Below are 14,095 nucleotides of genomic sequence, written 5' to 3'. Positions count from 1 at the left end.
GTCCGCCTCCGGCGACCGATACCCTTGTCCCCATGCTCCGCATGTCCACGCTCTTCCTGCGCACCCTGCGCGAGGACCCCGCCGACGCCGAGGTCGCGTCGCACAAGCTGCTCGTCCGCGCCGGCTACATCCGCCGCGCCGCCCCCGGCATCTACACCTGGCTGCCGCTGGGCCTCAAGGTGCTGGCGAAGGTCGAGGCGATCGTCCGCGAGGAGATGGACGCCGCGGGCGGCCAGGAGGTGCACTTCCCGGCGCTGCTGCCGCGCGAGCCCTACGAGGCGACCGGCCGCTGGACCGAGTACGGACCGAACCTCTTCCGTCTCCACGACCGCAAGGGCGGCGACTACCTGCTCGCGCCCACGCACGAGGAGATGTTCACGCTGCTGGTGAAGGACCTCTACAGCAGCTACAAGGACCTGCCGCTCACGATCTACCAGATCCAGACCAAGTACCGTGACGAGGCGCGCCCCCGCGCGGGCCTGCTGCGCGGCCGCGAGTTCATCATGAAGGACTCGTACTCGTTCGACATCTCGGACGAGGGCCTGGACGCCTCGTACGCGGCGCAGCGCGCGGCCTACATCCGCATCTTCGACCGCCTGGGCCTCGAGTACGTGATCGTGACCGCGACCTCGGGCGCGATGGGCGGCTCGAAGTCCGAGGAGTTCCTCTCGCCCACCGAGGTGGGCGAGGACACCTACGTGCGCTCGCCGGGTGGCTACGCCGCGAACGTGGAGGCCGTCACCACGCCCGTCCCCGACGCGATCTCCTGGGACGACGCGCCGGCGGCGCACGTCGAGGACACCCCCGACACCCCCACCATCGACACGCTGGTGGCCGCCGCGAACGCCGCGCACCCGCGCGCCGACCGTGAGTGGACCGCCGCGGACACCCTCAAGAACGTCGTGCTCGCGCTCACCGCGCCCACGGGGGAGCGCAGCCTGCTCGTCGTGGGCGTGCCCGGCGACCGCGACGCCGACATGGCGCGCCTCGAGGCCGCGCTGGCGCCGTTCGCGGTCGAGGCCGCGAACGAGCAGGACTTCGCCCGGCACCCGCAGCTCGCGAAGGGGTACATCGGGCCCGGCGTGCTCGGCCCGCAGGATCGCGCTGAGGGAGTCGCCCGCGGTGACGAGGGCGACACCGCCATCCCGTACCTGGTCGACCCGCGCATCGTCCCGGGCACGCGCTGGATCACCGGTGCCGACGTCCACGGCAAGCACGTGTTCGAGCTCACCATGGGCCGAGACTTCACCGCCGACGGGACCATCGAGGCCGCCACCGTGCGCGCCGGCGACCCGGCGCCCGACGGCTCGGGCCCGCTCGAGCTCGCGCGCGGCGTCGAGATCGGCCACATCTTCCAGCTGGGCCGCAAGTACGCGCAGGCGCTCGACCTGCGGGTGCTCGACGAGAACGGCAAGCAGCAGGTCGTCACGATGGGCTCGTACGGCATCGGCGTCACCCGCGCCGTCGCGCTGCTCGCGGAGAACAACCACGACGAGCTGGGCCTGTCGTGGCCCATCCAGGTCGCGCCGTACCAGGTGCACGTGGTCGCGACCGGCAAGGACGAGGCGGTGTTCGAGGCCTCGTCCCGGATCGCCACGGAGCTCGAGGCCGCGGGCATCGAGGTCTGCTACGACGACCGTCCCAAGGTCTCGCCTGGTGTGAAGTTCAAGGACGCCGAGCTCATCGGCGCGCCGTTCATCCTCGTGGTGGGCCGCGGCCTCGCCGAGGGCACCGTCGAGCTCAAGGTCCGTGCGGCGGGCAGCAGCGAGGCGCTCCCCGTGGACGATGCGGCGGCCGCCGTGGTCGCGCGCGTCAAGGCGGCGCTGGCGGGCTGACCCGCCGGACACCTCACCACACGACCCGGACGCCCCTCCACACGCCGCGCGGCGAGTTGAGGGCGAAGGTCGGCGTGTCCCCCCGCGACACGCCGGAGCCCGTGTGGAGCACGGTCCACCGTGTGTGGAGGGGTGCTCGGGTCAGGCGTCAGGCGGTGACGTCGAGGCCCGGCAGCGCCGGGATCGACCCCAGGTCGAAGCCGGCGAGCGCCGCGGCGCGCATCCACGCGTCGTACGCGCCGTTCAGGATCCACGGCACGTCGGCGGGATCCGCGCCGTCGAGGAGCGCCGCGTAGGACTCGGCGAGCTCGGTCTCCACGGCGCGCTCGGTGGCCGCGCGCGCCTTGCGCGTCTCGGTCCCGGCGGGCGGCACGTCGTAGAGCGACGCCCGCAGGTCCTCGACCCCGGGCACCGCGATCAGCGCCTCGGCGCGCGCCGCGTGCAGCCGCGACCGCGTCAGCGCGCGCGTGCGCTCCTTGCCCTGCGCACGGGCGGCCGCGACCTCGTACGCGAAGGACGCGCGATCGTGCGCGACCGCGAGGGCGGAGAGCACGTCCGCGTCCGTCGCGGTCCCCTCGGCCGGCACCCACGGGCCGGTCGCGTCGTCCCCGACGCCCGGCATGGCCCGCTCGGCGGGCGCGGCGCCCGCGACGCCGGGAGCGTCCATCGCCAGCGCGTGGGACAGCGCGATCGAGCGGAGCATGGCGGCCAGCCCCGGGTCGTCCTCGTCCGCGGCCGCCGCGGCGTCCAGGGCGCCGTCGATCGCCTCCTGCACCGCCTCGTCGATCGTGGGCGCGGCCGACGGGCTCGGGTCGGCGGACGGCGTGGGCGAGGGGGTGGCGACGTAGACGCCGCCGAGCGCCGCGAGCCGCTCGGGTGCCAGCACGGACTCGAGCACGCCGAGGTCGGACGAGTCGGCGGCGTCGACGACCGCCTGCTCGCGCAGCGCGGCCTCGTCGCGCAGGACCACGGTGGGGGTCGGCGTGCGGCGGGGGATCGGCGGCGTCTCGACGCGCCAGCTGCAGGCGGTGAGGACGACGGTGGCGACGCCCGCGATCGCGACCGCGCGGATCACGCGGGAGGGGAGGGGCGCCATGGGCGCCATCATGACACGCCCCCGTGAGGGTCCTAGAATGTCCCTCGACCGAATTTCAGCAACGGAACGCGCGCCGCGCGTGGGGAGGCGATGTGATGGACATCACGAGCCGCATCATCGAGCTCGCCGCGCCGGAGGCCGAGGCCGCAGGACTCGTCGTCGAGGGGGTGGACGTCGCCGCCGCGGGCAAGCGCTCGCGCGTGCTCGTCACCGTCGACCTGCCGGAGACCGAGGTCGGCAGCGCCGATCTGGACGCCGTCGCCGAGGCCTCCCGCCGCATCGGCGCCGCGCTCGACGAGGCGAACGTGCCCTCCACGCCGTACGTCCTCGAGGTCTCGACCCCCGGAACCGACCGCGTCCTCACCGAGCGCCGCCACTTCCTGCGCGCACGGACGCGGATGCTCGCGCTGCGCCTCACGGAGGGCACGCTGCAGGGACGCCTCACGGACGTCGACGGGGACGAGCTCGTGCTCGACGTCGACGGCGAGGAGCGGCGCGTGCCGCTCGGCGAGGTCACGGACGGTCGCATCGTCGTGGAGCTCAAGAGGCTGGGAGAGTAGTAGGACATGGACATCGACATGCAGGCCCTGCGGGGCCTCGAGCGCGAGAAGGACATCCGTCTGGACGTGCTGGTCGACGCGATCGAGCAGGCGCTCGTCTCCGCGTATCACAAGACGCCGGGCGCGTACCGTCACGCCCGCGCGCACCTGGACCGCGTCACCGGCAAGGTGTCGATCCTCGCCCGCGAGGAGCCCGAGGAGGGCGTCGACCCCGCCGAGCTGCCCGAGTTCGACCACACCCCGGCGGACTTCGGCCGCATCGCGACCTCGACCGCGCGCCAGGTCATCTTCCAGCGCCTGCGCCAGGCGGGGGACGATGCGGTGCTGGGCGAGTACGCGGGCCGCGAGGGCAACCTCGTGTCCGGCGTGATCCAGCAGTCCTCGGACCCCAAGAACGTCCACGTGGACCTCGGCGACGTCGAGGCGGTGCTGCCGCCCCACGAGCAGGTGCCCACCGAGGTGTACGTCCACGGCGAGCGTCTCAAGGGCTTCGTGCTCGACATCTCGCGCGGCGCCAAGGGCCCGTCGATCACGCTGTCCCGCACCCACCCCGGGCTCGTGCGCAAGCTCTTCGAGCTCGAGGTGCCCGAGATCGCCGACGGCACCGTCGAGATCATGAGCCTCGCCCGCGAGGCCGGCCACCGCACCAAGATCGCGGTCCGCGCGACCGTCCCGGGCGTGAACGCCAAGGGCGCGTGCATCGGGCCCATGGGCTCGCGCGTGCGCGCCGTCATGAGCGAGCTGCGCGGCGAGAAGATCGACATCATCGACTGGGACGACGACCCCGCGACCTTCGTGGGCAACGCGCTGTCGCCGTCGCGCGTCGTGTCGGTCGAGGTCGTCGACGAGGAGGCACGCGCCGCGCGCGTCGTCGTCCCCGACTTCCACCTGTCGCTCGCCATCGGCAAGGAGGGCCAGAACGCCCGCCTCGCCGCCCGCCTCACGGGATGGCGCATCGACATCCGCTCGGACGAGCAGCCCGACGTGCCCGGGCGAGCCGGATCCGGGCGCTGACGGGGATCCGCTAGACTAGTGGAGCCGAGAGACCCGTCTCGTGACGTCGGCGCCCCCGCCCCCGTTCCTCAGGAACCCGTGCGGACGTGCGTCGGATGCAGGGGTCGGGGATCTCGGTCGGTCCTTGTGCGGGTGACGTGCGTGGACGGCCGTGCGGTCGTCGACGAGCGTCGGAGCCTGCCGGGCCGGGGAGCCTGGCTGCACCCCGACCCGCAGTGCCTCGCACAGGCGCTGAGACGGAGGGCCCTGCCCCGCGCGCTGCGCGTGGCGGAGCTGGACGTCACCGGCCTCGAGGTCGGCTAGCGCGGACCGTGCCCACCATCGAATCAGACGGGATGAAAGCCCATGGCCCAGCGATGAGCAGCTCACGATGAGCACCCAGCCGTAACGATGGCTCGACCCTGTCTTGGGCGAGCCGAGACAGGAGAGAAGTGGCAAAGCCCCGCGTCCATGAGATCGCGAAGGAGCTCGGAGTCTCGAGCAAGGACCTGATCGGCAAGCTCAACGAGCTTGGCGAGTACGTCAAGGGTCCGTCCTCCACCCTGGAGGCCCCCGTGGTGCGGAAGGCCCGTGAGGCCTTCCCCGCGGCGAAGACCGCGTCCGCGGCCCCCGCGCCGGCGAAGCCCGCCGCCGCCAAGCCCGCGGCGAAGCCCGGCGCCCCCAAGCCCGGCCCCAAGCCTGCGTCCGCTCCCGCCGAGCCGGTCGCCGAGAAGCCCGCGGCGCCCGCGCCCGCGGCGTCCAAGCCCGCCCCGCGCCCCGGCCCCAAGCCTGCCGAGGCGGCCGAGAAGCCGGCGGAGAAGGCCGCGCCCGCGGCCGAGAAGCCCGCGGCCAAGGCGGCGCCGAAGCCCGGCGCCCCGAAGCCCAACGTGCCGCTGCCCAGCGACATGCCGCGCCCGCGTCCGCGCCCGGCCGGCAACAACCCGTTCAGCGACCGTTCGGCGGGCCCGCGCCCCCGTCCGCGTCCCGGCGGCAACAACCCGTTCCAGGCCAACCGGCCCGGCCCCCGCCCGGGTGGCGGTGGCGGTGCCGGTGGCGGCGGCGGTCGTCCCGGCGCGCCCGGTGGCGCCCGTCCCGGCGCCCCGTCCGGCACCCCGGGTCGCGGCTTCGGCCCGCGTCCCGTCGGCGGCCAGGGCGGCCCCGGCGGTGCCGGCGGTCCGGGTCGTCCCGGCGGCTTCGGCGGCCCCGGCGGCCGTCCCGCCCCCGGCGGCCGCGGCCGCGGTGGCGGCACCGCCGGTGCCTTCGGTCGTGCGGGCGGCAAGCCCGTGCGCGGTCGGAAGTCGAAGCGCGCGAAGCGGGCCGAGTACGAGCAGCAGCAGGCCCCGGCGATCGGTGGCGTGCAGATCCCTCGCGGTGACGGCTCGACCCTGATCCGCCTGCGCCGTGGCGCGACGCTGACCGACTTCGCCGAGAAGATCGACGTCAACCCCGCGTCGCTCGTCACCGTCCTGTTCCACCTGGGCGAGATGGCGACCGCGACGCAGTCGCTCGACGAGGGCACCTTCGAGGCCCTCGGCAGCGAGCTCGGCTACGTGATCCAGATCGTGTCCCCCGAGGAGGAGGACCGCGAGCTGCTCGAGGACTTCAACATCGACATCGAGGCCGAGCTTGCGGCCGAGACCGATGAGGAGCTCGAGGCCCGCGCCCCGATCGTCACCGTCATGGGTCACGTCGACCACGGAAAGACGCGCCTGCTGGACTCGATCCGCAAGGCGGACGTCATCTCCGGCGAGGCCGGCGGCATCACCCAGCACATCGGTGCCTACCAGGTCCACACCACCCACGAGGGCAACGACCGCGCCATCACGTTCATCGACACCCCGGGTCACGAGGCGTTCACCGCCATGCGTGCCCGTGGTGCGAAGGTCACCGACATCGCGATCCTCGTGGTCGCGGCGGACGACGGCGTGATGCCGCAGACCATCGAGGCGCTCAACCACGCCCAGGCGGCCAACGTGCCGATCGTGGTCGCGGTCAACAAGGTGGACAAGGAGGGTGCGAACCCGGCCAAGATCCGCCAGCAGCTCACCGAGTACAACCTCGTGGCCGAGGAGTACGGCGGCGACACGATGTTCGTCGACGTCTCCGCGCTCAAGGGCCAGGGCATCGACAGCCTCCTCGAGGCCGTCCTGCTCACCGCCGACGCGGGTCTCGACCTCCGCGCGAACCCGAACAAGGACGCGCGCGGCGTGGCCGTCGAGGCGCACCTCGACAAGGGCCGCGGCGCCGTCGCGACCGTCCTGGTCAACTCGGGCACGCTGAAGGTCGGCGACGCGATCGTCGCGGGCACGGCCTACGGCCGCGTCCGTGCGATGTTCGACGAGCACGACAACCAGGTCTCCGAGGCCACGCCGGCGCGTCCGGTCATGGTCATCGGCCTGACCTCGGTGCCCCGCGCCGGCGACACCTTCCTGGTGGCCGACGACGACCGCACCGCGCGTCAGATCGCCGAGAAGCGTGAGGCCGCCGAGCGCGCCGCGCAGCTGGCCAAGCGTCGCAAGCGCATCTCCCTCGAGGACTTCAACAAGGCCCTCGAGGAGGGCAAGGTGGACACCCTCAACCTCATCATCAAGGGTGATGTGTCCGGTGCCGTCGAGGCGCTCGAGGACGCGCTGCTCCAGATCGATGTGGGCGACGAGGTCGACCTGCGCATCATCCACCGCGGTGTCGGTGCGGTGACGCAGAACGACGTCAACCTCGCGACGGTCGACAACGCGATCATCATCGGCTTCAACGTGCGTCCGGCCGAGCGCGTCCAGGAGCTCGCGGACCGCGAGGGCGTCGACATGCGTTTCTACTCGGTCATCTACCGCGCGCTCGAGGACGTCGAGGCCTCGCTCAAGGGCATGCTCAAGCCGGAGTTCGAGGAGAAGCAGGTCGGTGGCGCGGAGATCATGGAGATCTTCCGCTCCTCCAAGTTCGGCAACATCGCCGGTTCGCTCGTGCGCACCGGTGTCATCCGCCGCAACGCCAAGGCCAAGGTCGTGCGCAACGGTGTCGTCATCGGCGAGCCGACGATCGAGACGCTGCGCCGCTTCAAGGACGACGCCACCGAGGTGCGCGACGGCTACGAGTGCGGTATCGGCCTCGGCAAGTTCAACGACATCCAGGTCGGCGACATCATCGAGACCTTCGAGATGGTCGAGATCCCGAGGTCCTGATGGCTGACAAGGCGAGGGCTCTGAAGCTCGCGGGCACGATCAAGAAGATCGTCGCCCGCGCGCTCCAGACCGAGATCAAGGACCCCCGGCTGGGCTTCGTCACGGTGACCGATGTGCGCGTCACCGGCGACCTCCAGCAGGCGTCCGTGTTCTACACCGTGCTGGGCGGGGATGCCGAGCGTGAGGACGCCGCGAGGGCGCTGCAGAAGGCCAAGGGCCGCCTGCGTTCCCTCGTGGGCTCGCAGCTCGGCATCCGCCTCACGCCGTCGCTCGAGTTCCACCTCGACGCCGTGCCGGAGACGGCCGCGTCGCTCGACCGTGCCCTCCACGAGGCGCACGAGCGGGACGAGGAGCTCAAGCGGCTGCGCGAGAACGCCCAGTACGCGGGGGAGGCGGACCCGTACCGCCGTCCCGAGGACGACGACGAGGACCAGGTCTAGCCGATGGGACGCCGCGGCGGCCCCGAGCCGGCGCCCGGCATCGTCGTGGTCGACAAGCCTCAGGGCTGGACGTCGCACGATGTGGTCGCGCGTGTCCGGCGTCTGGCCCACACCTCCAAGGTGGGCCACGCCGGCACGCTCGACCCCATGGCGACGGGCGTGCTCGTCGTCGGCATCGGCCGCGCCACCAAGCTCCTCACGTACATCGTGGGGCACGACAAGGCCTACGACGCCACCATCCGGCTGGGGCAGTCGACCGTGACGGACGACGCGGAGGGAGAGGTCACCGCGACCGCGGACGCGTCCGCGGTCACGGACGAGGCCATCCGCTCCGCCGTCGCCGCCCTCACGGGCGACATCCTCCAGCGCCCCAGCTCCGTCAGCGCCATCAAGGTCGACGGCAAGCGCGCGTACGCGCGCGTCCGCGGGGGAGAGGACGTCGAGCTGCCCGAGCGGCCCGTCACGGTGTCCCGCTTCGACGTGGTCGGCGTGCGTCGGGACGATGCGGTCGTGGACCTGGACGTCCGCGTCGACGTGTCGTCGGGCACGTACGTGCGGGCGCTCGCACGCGACCTCGGCGCCGCGCTCGGCGTCGGCGGCCACCTCACCGCCCTGCGCCGCACGCGCGTGGGCGGCATCGGGCTGGACCTCGCGCGCACTCTCGACGATCTCGGCGCCGTCGTGGACTCCGGCGAGCCGCTGCCCCGCGTGGGGCTCGCCGAGGCGGCCGCGGCGACGCTCCCGGTGCTCGAGGTCTCCGACCAGGACGCGACGGCGCTCGGCTTCGGGCAGTGGATCGACGCGCGCCCCGACGGTCCCACCGTCGCGATCGCGCCCGGCCCGCGCGCCGTGGCGATCGTCGAGCCCAAGGCCGGCCGCGCCAAGCCGGTGGTCGTCTTCGAGCCTGCCAGCGCATCGTCCCCCGCCGCGGGCGGCGCGGACGCGTAGGGCACAATGACCGGCATGCACGTGTGGCGCTCGCTGGCCGAGATCCCCGACCTCGGCCCCGCCGTGGTCACGCTCGGCAACTTCGACGGCGTCCACCGCGGCCACCAGGCCGTGCTCGGCAGGATGGTCGCCGACGCCCGCGCGCGCGGGCACGTCGCCCTCGCGATGACCTTCGACCCGCATCCCAAGGCCGTGCACGACCCGGCGCACCAGCCCGAGCTCATCACCGGCCTCGACGACCGCCTCGAGCGGCTCGCGGCCATCGGCCTCGACGGCGTCCTGGTGGTGCGCTACACGCTCGACTTCGCGCGCCAGACCCCCGAGGAGTTCGTCGCGGACTACCTCGTGCGCGGCATGCGCGCGTCCTGCGTCGTGGTGGGGCGCGACACCCGCTTCGGGCGCGGCAACGCGGGCGACGTGGGCACGATGCGCGCCCTGGGGGCCGAGCTCGGGTTCGCCGTCGACATCATCGACGACGCCTGCGCGGTGTCCGAGTCTGGCCGCCGCTGGTCGTCGACCTGGGTGCGCGAGCTGCTCGAGGCGGGCGACCTGCCGGGCGCGACCGAGGTGCTCGGCCGCGAGCACCGCGTGCGCGGCACCGTGATCCACGGCGACAAGCTCGGCCGCGAGATCGGCTTCCCGACCGCGAACCTCGACCACACTGCCGGCATGATCCCGCGGCACGGCGTGTACGCGGGCTGGCTCACCGTGCTCGACGCGCACGGCAACCCGCGCGCCGGCGCCGTCCAGGGGGAGCGGCTGCCCGCCGCGATCAGCCTGGGCATGAACTACACCGTGGGCGGCACGGACCTGCGCCTCGAGGCGTACGTCATCGACCGCGACGACCTCGACCTGTACGACGCCCAGGTGGCCCTCGACCTCGTCGAGTGGCGCCGCCCCATGCTCGACTTCGGCTCGCTCGACGCGCTCGTGACGGCGCTCGGCGAGGACGTCGACTGGTGCCGCGCGGTGCTCGCGGTCCGCGCCTGAACACACCCCTGGGCGTGTTACCAGGGAGTTAGTTTCAGGTCACGATTGCGTCTCTGCCCTGAAATGTCCGATGTGCAGGGTTAGTGTCGGAAGATGCCAGATTCCGACGCGCTCGTGGTGCTGGACAAGGTCAACAAGCACTTCGGCGAGCTGCACGTGCTCAACGACATCGACCTCTCCGTCACGCGCGGCGAGGTGATCGTCGTCATCGGCCCCTCCGGCTCCGGCAAGTCGACGCTGTGCCGCGCGATCAACCGGCTCGAGACCATCGACACCGGCACCATCACGATCGACGGGCAGCCGATGCCGCAGGAGGGCAAGGCCCTCGCGCACCTGCGCGCCGACGTCGGCATGGTGTTCCAGGCCTTCAACCTGTTCGCCCACAAGACGATCCTCGAGAACGTCACCCTGGGCCCCATCAAGGTCAAGAAGGAGCCGCGCAAGCAGGCCGAGCAGGAGGCCATGGCGCTCCTCGAGCGGGTCGGCGTCGCCAACCAGGCGCAGAAGTACCCCGCGCAGCTCTCGGGCGGCCAGCAGCAGCGCGTCGCGATCGCGCGCTCGCTCGCCATGAAGCCCAAGGTGATGCTCTTCGACGAGCCCACCAGCGCGCTCGACCCCGAGATGATCAACGAGGTCCTCGACGTCATGGTGTCGCTCGCGCGCGAGGGCATGACCATGATCGTCGTCACCCACGAGATGGGCTTCGCGCGCAAGGCCGCGAACCGGGTGGTCTTCATGGCCGACGGCCTCATCCAGGAGGAGGCCGAGCCCGAGCAGTTCTTCACGAATCCACGATCGGAGCGCGCCAAGGACTTCCTGTCGAAGATCCTGACGCACTGAGGTCCCGGAAGGGACAGGGGAGGAGAGCATGATGATGATCCGGAGGAAGGCGGCGGCAGCCGCGCTGGGAGTCGCGGCGGCGGCGCTGCTCGCGGCGTGCGCGTCCGACGAGGGCTCGGAGTCCGACGAGTCGGGCTCGATGGGCGGCGACGACTCGATGATGGCCGGGGACTTCCCCGAGGGCTCGACGATGGCCGCGCTCGCGGAGGCGGGCACCATCACCATCGGCACCAAGTTCGACCAGCCGCTGTTCGGGCTCAAGCCGCCGAGCGGCGACCCCGTCGGCTTCGACGTCTCGATCGGCAAGATCATCGCCGGCGAGCTCGGCATCGACGAGGACTCGATCGAGTGGGTGGAGACCGTGTCCGCGAACCGCGAGCCGTTCATCGAGGACGGCAGCGTGGACATCGTGGTCGCGACCTACACGATCAACGACGACCGCAAGGAGCTCGTGAGCTTCGCCGGCCCGTACTACAACGCCGGCCAGGCGCTGATGGTCACGGTCGACAACGAGGACATCATGAGCCCCGACGACCTCGCGGGCAAGAAGGTCTGCTCGGTCGAGGGCTCGACGCCCGCGGCGAACATCGAGGAGAACTACCCCGACGCGGAGCTGTCGCTCTTCGCGGCGTACACCGACTGCCTCGAGCCGCTGCGCAACGGGCAGGTGGACGTGGTCACCACGGACAACGTGATCCTCGCGGGCTACGTGGACCAGTACCCCGACGACTTCAAGGTGGTGGGCGAGCCCTTCACCGAGGAGCCGTACGGCATCGGCCTCGCGCACGACGACACCGAGTTCCGGATGTGGATCAACGACGTCCTCGAGGAGATCTTCGCGGACGGGCGCTGGCTCGAGGCCTGGACCGAGAACGTGGGCGACATCCTGCCGGAGCCCGAGGTCCCGACGGTCGACCGGTACGAGAACTAGCGAACGCACCGTGCGGCCCCTCGCGAGGGGGGCCGCACGGCCCGTCCGGAGGGGTGCATGGAGACGTTCATCGAGGAGTTCGGCACCATCGGTGGTGCCTTCCTCGCCACGCTCACGCTCGCGGCGATCTCGGGCGCGCTGTCGCTCGTGTGGGGCACCGTGCTGGCGGCCTTCCGGGTGTCGCCGGTCGGCCCGCTGCGGACCGTCGGCACGCTGTACGTCGAGATCGTCCGCAACACGCCCCTCACCCTGATGTTCTTCTTCTGGGTGTTCGTCGCGCCCTCGCTCGGCATCATCGCGCCGATCGGCTTCCGCATCGCCGTCATCTCCCTCACGCTCTACACCAGCGCCTTCGTGTGCGAGGCGGTGCGCTCGGGCATCAACTCCGTGGGGATCGGCCAGGCGGAGGCCGCGCGCAGCATCGGCTTCACGTTCGGCCAGACGCTCACGCAGATCGTGCTGCCGCAGGCATGGCGGTCCGCGATCCCGCCGCTCATCTCCGTCCTCATCGCGCTCGTCAAGAACACGTCCGTCGCGGCGGGCTTCGCGTACGCGGAGATGGTCGCCATCTCGCAGCGCCTCACGAACCGCAACCCCGTGGACGGCCTCTTCATCTTCTTCGGGATCGGAGCGATGTACCTCGTCATCACCATCCCGCTCGGCATCCTCGCCCAGCGGCTCGAGCGCAGCATGGGGTTCGCGCGATGAGCGGCTCGGTCCTCTACGACGCCCCGGGCCCCCGCGCCCGGCGGATCGACCGCACCCTCAACATCGTCTTCTCGCTCGTGCTGGTCGCGGCGGCGGCGGGCGCCGCCTGGGCGATGCAGCAGCGCGGCGTGTTCGACGACCGCTGGGAGGTGCTGTGGGACCCGCCGCTCGGCCAGACGGCGGGCGACGTGTGGACCTCGCTCGGCAAGGGGCTCGGGCGGACCCTGCTCGCCGCCGCGATCGCGGCGCCGATCGCCGCGATGCTCGGCGGCGCGCTCGCGATCCTGCGGGCGGGGGCGCGGCGGCGCCTCGTCGCCACCTCGGCGACCGTGCTCACCGAGCTCGCGCGCGGACTGCCGGTCCTGCTCCTCATGTTCTTCGCCAAGCTCGTGCTCGGCTGGTCGCCGCTGTGGTCGGTGGTCTTCGGCCTGGTGGTCTACAACACGGCCGTGATCGCGGAGATCCTGCGCGCCGGCATCGCCGCGCTGCCGCGCGGCCAGCGCGAGGCCGGGCTCAGCATCGGGCTGTCGCGCATGCGCACCACGCTGATCATCGAGCTGCCGCAGGCCGTGCGGATCATGCTGCCGGCGCTCGTGAGCCAGCTCGTGGTGCTGCTCAAGGACTCGTCGCTCGGCTACATCGTCGCGTACGAGGAGCTGCTGCGGACCATCAAGCTCAACCGCGACTTCTTCGGCGACCGCTACACGATCCCCATGTTCGTCGTGGGCGCCGGCATCTACATCGCCATCAACCTGGCGCTGTCGCGCCTCGCGACCTACACCGAGCGGCGCCTGCGCGAGGGCGGGGGCGGCCGCGGGCTCAAGCCGCCGGAGATCGGCCCGACCGGACCGATCCCCCAGTCGGGCGTGGGCGGGCCCGCGCGCGAGGAGGGCGCGTCCGCGGGCGACCCCGTCTTCGGGGCCGGCCGTCGCCCGGAGTCGCACCCGGTCCCGCAGCGCCGGCCGGGGGAGACCGAGGAGGAGAGGCGCCGCCGGGCGTACTACGGTGATCCCACCTCCCAGTCGATCCGGCACAACACCGGGGGCGATCCCGGCGGCGGCATCTGACGCCCGGTCGCGCGCATCGTCCCGTGTCCTGTACCATGGACAGTCGCCGTAGAACGGCCGCGGATCCCAGTGCCCCGGAGAACATGCCCGGGTGCGCCGCGCAACGAACGAGAGAGAGTACACAGTGGCGCTCGACGCAGCAGTGAAGCAGTCCATCATGACCGAGTACGCGACCCACGAGGGCGACACCGGCTCTCCGGAGGTCCAGGTCGCGGTCCTCACCCAGCGCATCAAGGACCTGACGGAGCACCTCAAGGAGCACAAGCACGACCACCACTCGCGTCGTGGCCTGCTCCTCATGGTCGGCCGTCGCCGCAACCTCCTGAACTACCTCGCGAAGACGGACATCAACCGTTACCGCGCGCTCATCGAGCGTCTGGGCCTGCGCCGCTAAGCGCAGCCCCTCCCGGCGTCTGCCCGGCCGCTCCCCTCAGGGGTCGAAGCGGCCGGGCTTTCGCGTATCAGGGCACGATGCGCCGGCGACGTCGCGGTCGCCCCGCCCGCCGCA

Annotated in this window: 14 protein-coding genes; 13 read left to right on the top strand and 1 reads right to left on the bottom strand. The window is 72.1% G+C overall.

Annotated elements, in window-relative coordinates:
* Window positions 1-32: 32 nt before the first annotated feature.
* Window positions 33-1,835 (top strand): proline--tRNA ligase, encoded by a 1,803-nt coding sequence (locus AOM02_RS04930; RefSeq protein ID WP_062297227.1) that lies wholly within the window; start codon window positions 33-35, stop codon window positions 1,833-1,835.
* Between the two features lie 148 nt (window positions 1,836-1,983).
* Here AOM02_RS04930 and AOM02_RS04925 read toward each other — a convergent pair whose 3' ends face one another.
* A complete protein-coding gene (locus AOM02_RS04925; protein WP_169746598.1) occupies window positions 1,984-2,931 on the bottom strand; it encodes a DUF4439 domain-containing protein in 948 nt (315 codons plus the stop codon).
* A 95-nt stretch (window positions 2,932-3,026) separates the two neighbouring features.
* Between AOM02_RS04925 and rimP the strand changes: the two genes are divergently transcribed.
* From rimP to rpsO, 12 genes are all read left to right on the top strand, one after another.
* The gene (rimP, locus tag AOM02_RS04920) at window positions 3,027-3,491 is read left to right on the top strand and encodes a ribosome maturation factor RimP (protein WP_062297222.1); all 465 of its coding nucleotides are present in this window, start codon (window positions 3,027-3,029) and stop codon (window positions 3,489-3,491) included.
* A 6-nt stretch (window positions 3,492-3,497) separates the two neighbouring features.
* The gene (nusA, locus tag AOM02_RS04915; protein ID WP_062297220.1) at window positions 3,498-4,505 is read left to right on the top strand and encodes a transcription termination factor NusA; all 1,008 of its coding nucleotides are present in this window, start codon (window positions 3,498-3,500) and stop codon (window positions 4,503-4,505) included.
* 141 nt (window positions 4,506-4,646) lie between these two features.
* The gene (locus AOM02_RS04910; protein ID WP_267127683.1) at window positions 4,647-4,808 is read left to right on the top strand and encodes a DUF448 domain-containing protein; all 162 of its coding nucleotides are present in this window, start codon (window positions 4,647-4,649) and stop codon (window positions 4,806-4,808) included.
* A 128-nt stretch (window positions 4,809-4,936) separates the two neighbouring features.
* Window positions 4,937-7,663 carry a translation initiation factor IF-2 gene (gene infB, locus AOM02_RS04905; RefSeq protein ID WP_062297216.1) on the top strand — a complete coding sequence of 909 codons (2,727 nt, stop codon included), beginning with the start codon at window positions 4,937-4,939 and terminating at the stop codon, window positions 7,661-7,663.
* Window positions 7,663-8,103 carry a 30S ribosome-binding factor RbfA gene (gene rbfA, locus AOM02_RS04900; protein WP_062297213.1) on the top strand — a complete coding sequence of 147 codons (441 nt, stop codon included), beginning with the start codon at window positions 7,663-7,665 and terminating at the stop codon, window positions 8,101-8,103. Before infB ends, rbfA begins: the two co-directional genes overlap by 1 nt.
* 3 nt (window positions 8,104-8,106) lie before the next feature.
* Window positions 8,107-9,051 carry a tRNA pseudouridine(55) synthase TruB gene (truB, locus tag AOM02_RS04895; RefSeq protein ID WP_062297210.1) on the top strand — a complete coding sequence of 315 codons (945 nt, stop codon included), beginning with the start codon at window positions 8,107-8,109 and terminating at the stop codon, window positions 9,049-9,051.
* A 15-nt stretch (window positions 9,052-9,066) separates the two neighbouring features.
* The gene (locus AOM02_RS04890) at window positions 9,067-10,041 is read left to right on the top strand and encodes a bifunctional riboflavin kinase/FAD synthetase (protein ID WP_062297603.1); all 975 of its coding nucleotides are present in this window, start codon (window positions 9,067-9,069) and stop codon (window positions 10,039-10,041) included.
* Window positions 10,042-10,134: 93 nt separating this feature from the next.
* The gene (locus AOM02_RS04885) at window positions 10,135-10,881 is read left to right on the top strand and encodes an amino acid ABC transporter ATP-binding protein (RefSeq protein WP_062297207.1); all 747 of its coding nucleotides are present in this window, start codon (window positions 10,135-10,137) and stop codon (window positions 10,879-10,881) included.
* 34 nt (window positions 10,882-10,915) lie between these two features.
* Complete coding sequence (locus AOM02_RS04880; RefSeq protein ID WP_439644674.1) at window positions 10,916-11,812, top strand: glutamate ABC transporter substrate-binding protein; 897 nt, start codon at window positions 10,916-10,918, stop codon at window positions 11,810-11,812.
* Between the two features lie 57 nt (window positions 11,813-11,869).
* The gene (locus AOM02_RS04875; protein ID WP_062297205.1) at window positions 11,870-12,520 is read left to right on the top strand and encodes an amino acid ABC transporter permease; all 651 of its coding nucleotides are present in this window, start codon (window positions 11,870-11,872) and stop codon (window positions 12,518-12,520) included.
* Entirely contained in the window at window positions 12,517-13,587 is a 1,071-nt protein-coding gene (locus AOM02_RS04870; protein ID WP_082099676.1) for an amino acid ABC transporter permease, read from the top strand. Before AOM02_RS04875 ends, AOM02_RS04870 begins: the two co-directional genes overlap by 4 nt.
* A gap of 124 nt (window positions 13,588-13,711) precedes the next feature.
* Window positions 13,712-13,981 carry a 30S ribosomal protein S15 gene (gene rpsO, locus AOM02_RS04865; protein ID WP_062297203.1) on the top strand — a complete coding sequence of 90 codons (270 nt, stop codon included), beginning with the start codon at window positions 13,712-13,714 and terminating at the stop codon, window positions 13,979-13,981.
* Window positions 13,982-14,095: the final 114 nt, after the last annotated feature.

The sequence above is a fragment of the Demequina maris genome (assembly GCF_000971155.1).
Taxonomy (GTDB): Bacteria; Actinomycetota; Actinomycetes; order Actinomycetales; family Demequinaceae; genus Demequina; species Demequina maris.
This window is presented reverse-complemented; position numbering and strand designations above follow the sequence as displayed.

Excerpts from the sequence above, each read along its gene's own strand:
- AOM02_RS04930 (WP_062297227.1), top strand. The coding sequence starts at position 33 with ATGCTCCGCATGTCCACGCTCTTCCTGCGCACCCTGCGCGAGGACCCC.
- AOM02_RS04925 (WP_169746598.1), bottom strand. The coding sequence starts at position 2,931 with ATGGCGCCCCTCCCCTCCCGCGTGATCCGCGCGGTCGCGATCGCGGGC.
- rimP (WP_062297222.1), top strand. The coding sequence starts at position 3,027 with ATGGACATCACGAGCCGCATCATCGAGCTCGCCGCGCCGGAGGCCGAG.
- nusA (WP_062297220.1), top strand. The coding sequence starts at position 3,498 with ATGGACATCGACATGCAGGCCCTGCGGGGCCTCGAGCGCGAGAAGGAC.
- rbfA (WP_062297213.1), top strand. The coding sequence starts at position 7,663 with ATGGCTGACAAGGCGAGGGCTCTGAAGCTCGCGGGCACGATCAAGAAG.
- truB (WP_062297210.1), top strand. The coding sequence starts at position 8,107 with ATGGGACGCCGCGGCGGCCCCGAGCCGGCGCCCGGCATCGTCGTGGTC.
- AOM02_RS04890 (WP_062297603.1), top strand. The coding sequence starts at position 9,067 with ATGCACGTGTGGCGCTCGCTGGCCGAGATCCCCGACCTCGGCCCCGCC.
- AOM02_RS04885 (WP_062297207.1), top strand. The coding sequence starts at position 10,135 with ATGCCAGATTCCGACGCGCTCGTGGTGCTGGACAAGGTCAACAAGCAC.
- AOM02_RS04880 (WP_439644674.1), top strand. The coding sequence starts at position 10,916 with ATGATCCGGAGGAAGGCGGCGGCAGCCGCGCTGGGAGTCGCGGCGGCG.
- AOM02_RS04875 (WP_062297205.1), top strand. The coding sequence starts at position 11,870 with ATGGAGACGTTCATCGAGGAGTTCGGCACCATCGGTGGTGCCTTCCTC.
- AOM02_RS04870 (WP_082099676.1), top strand. The coding sequence starts at position 12,517 with ATGAGCGGCTCGGTCCTCTACGACGCCCCGGGCCCCCGCGCCCGGCGG.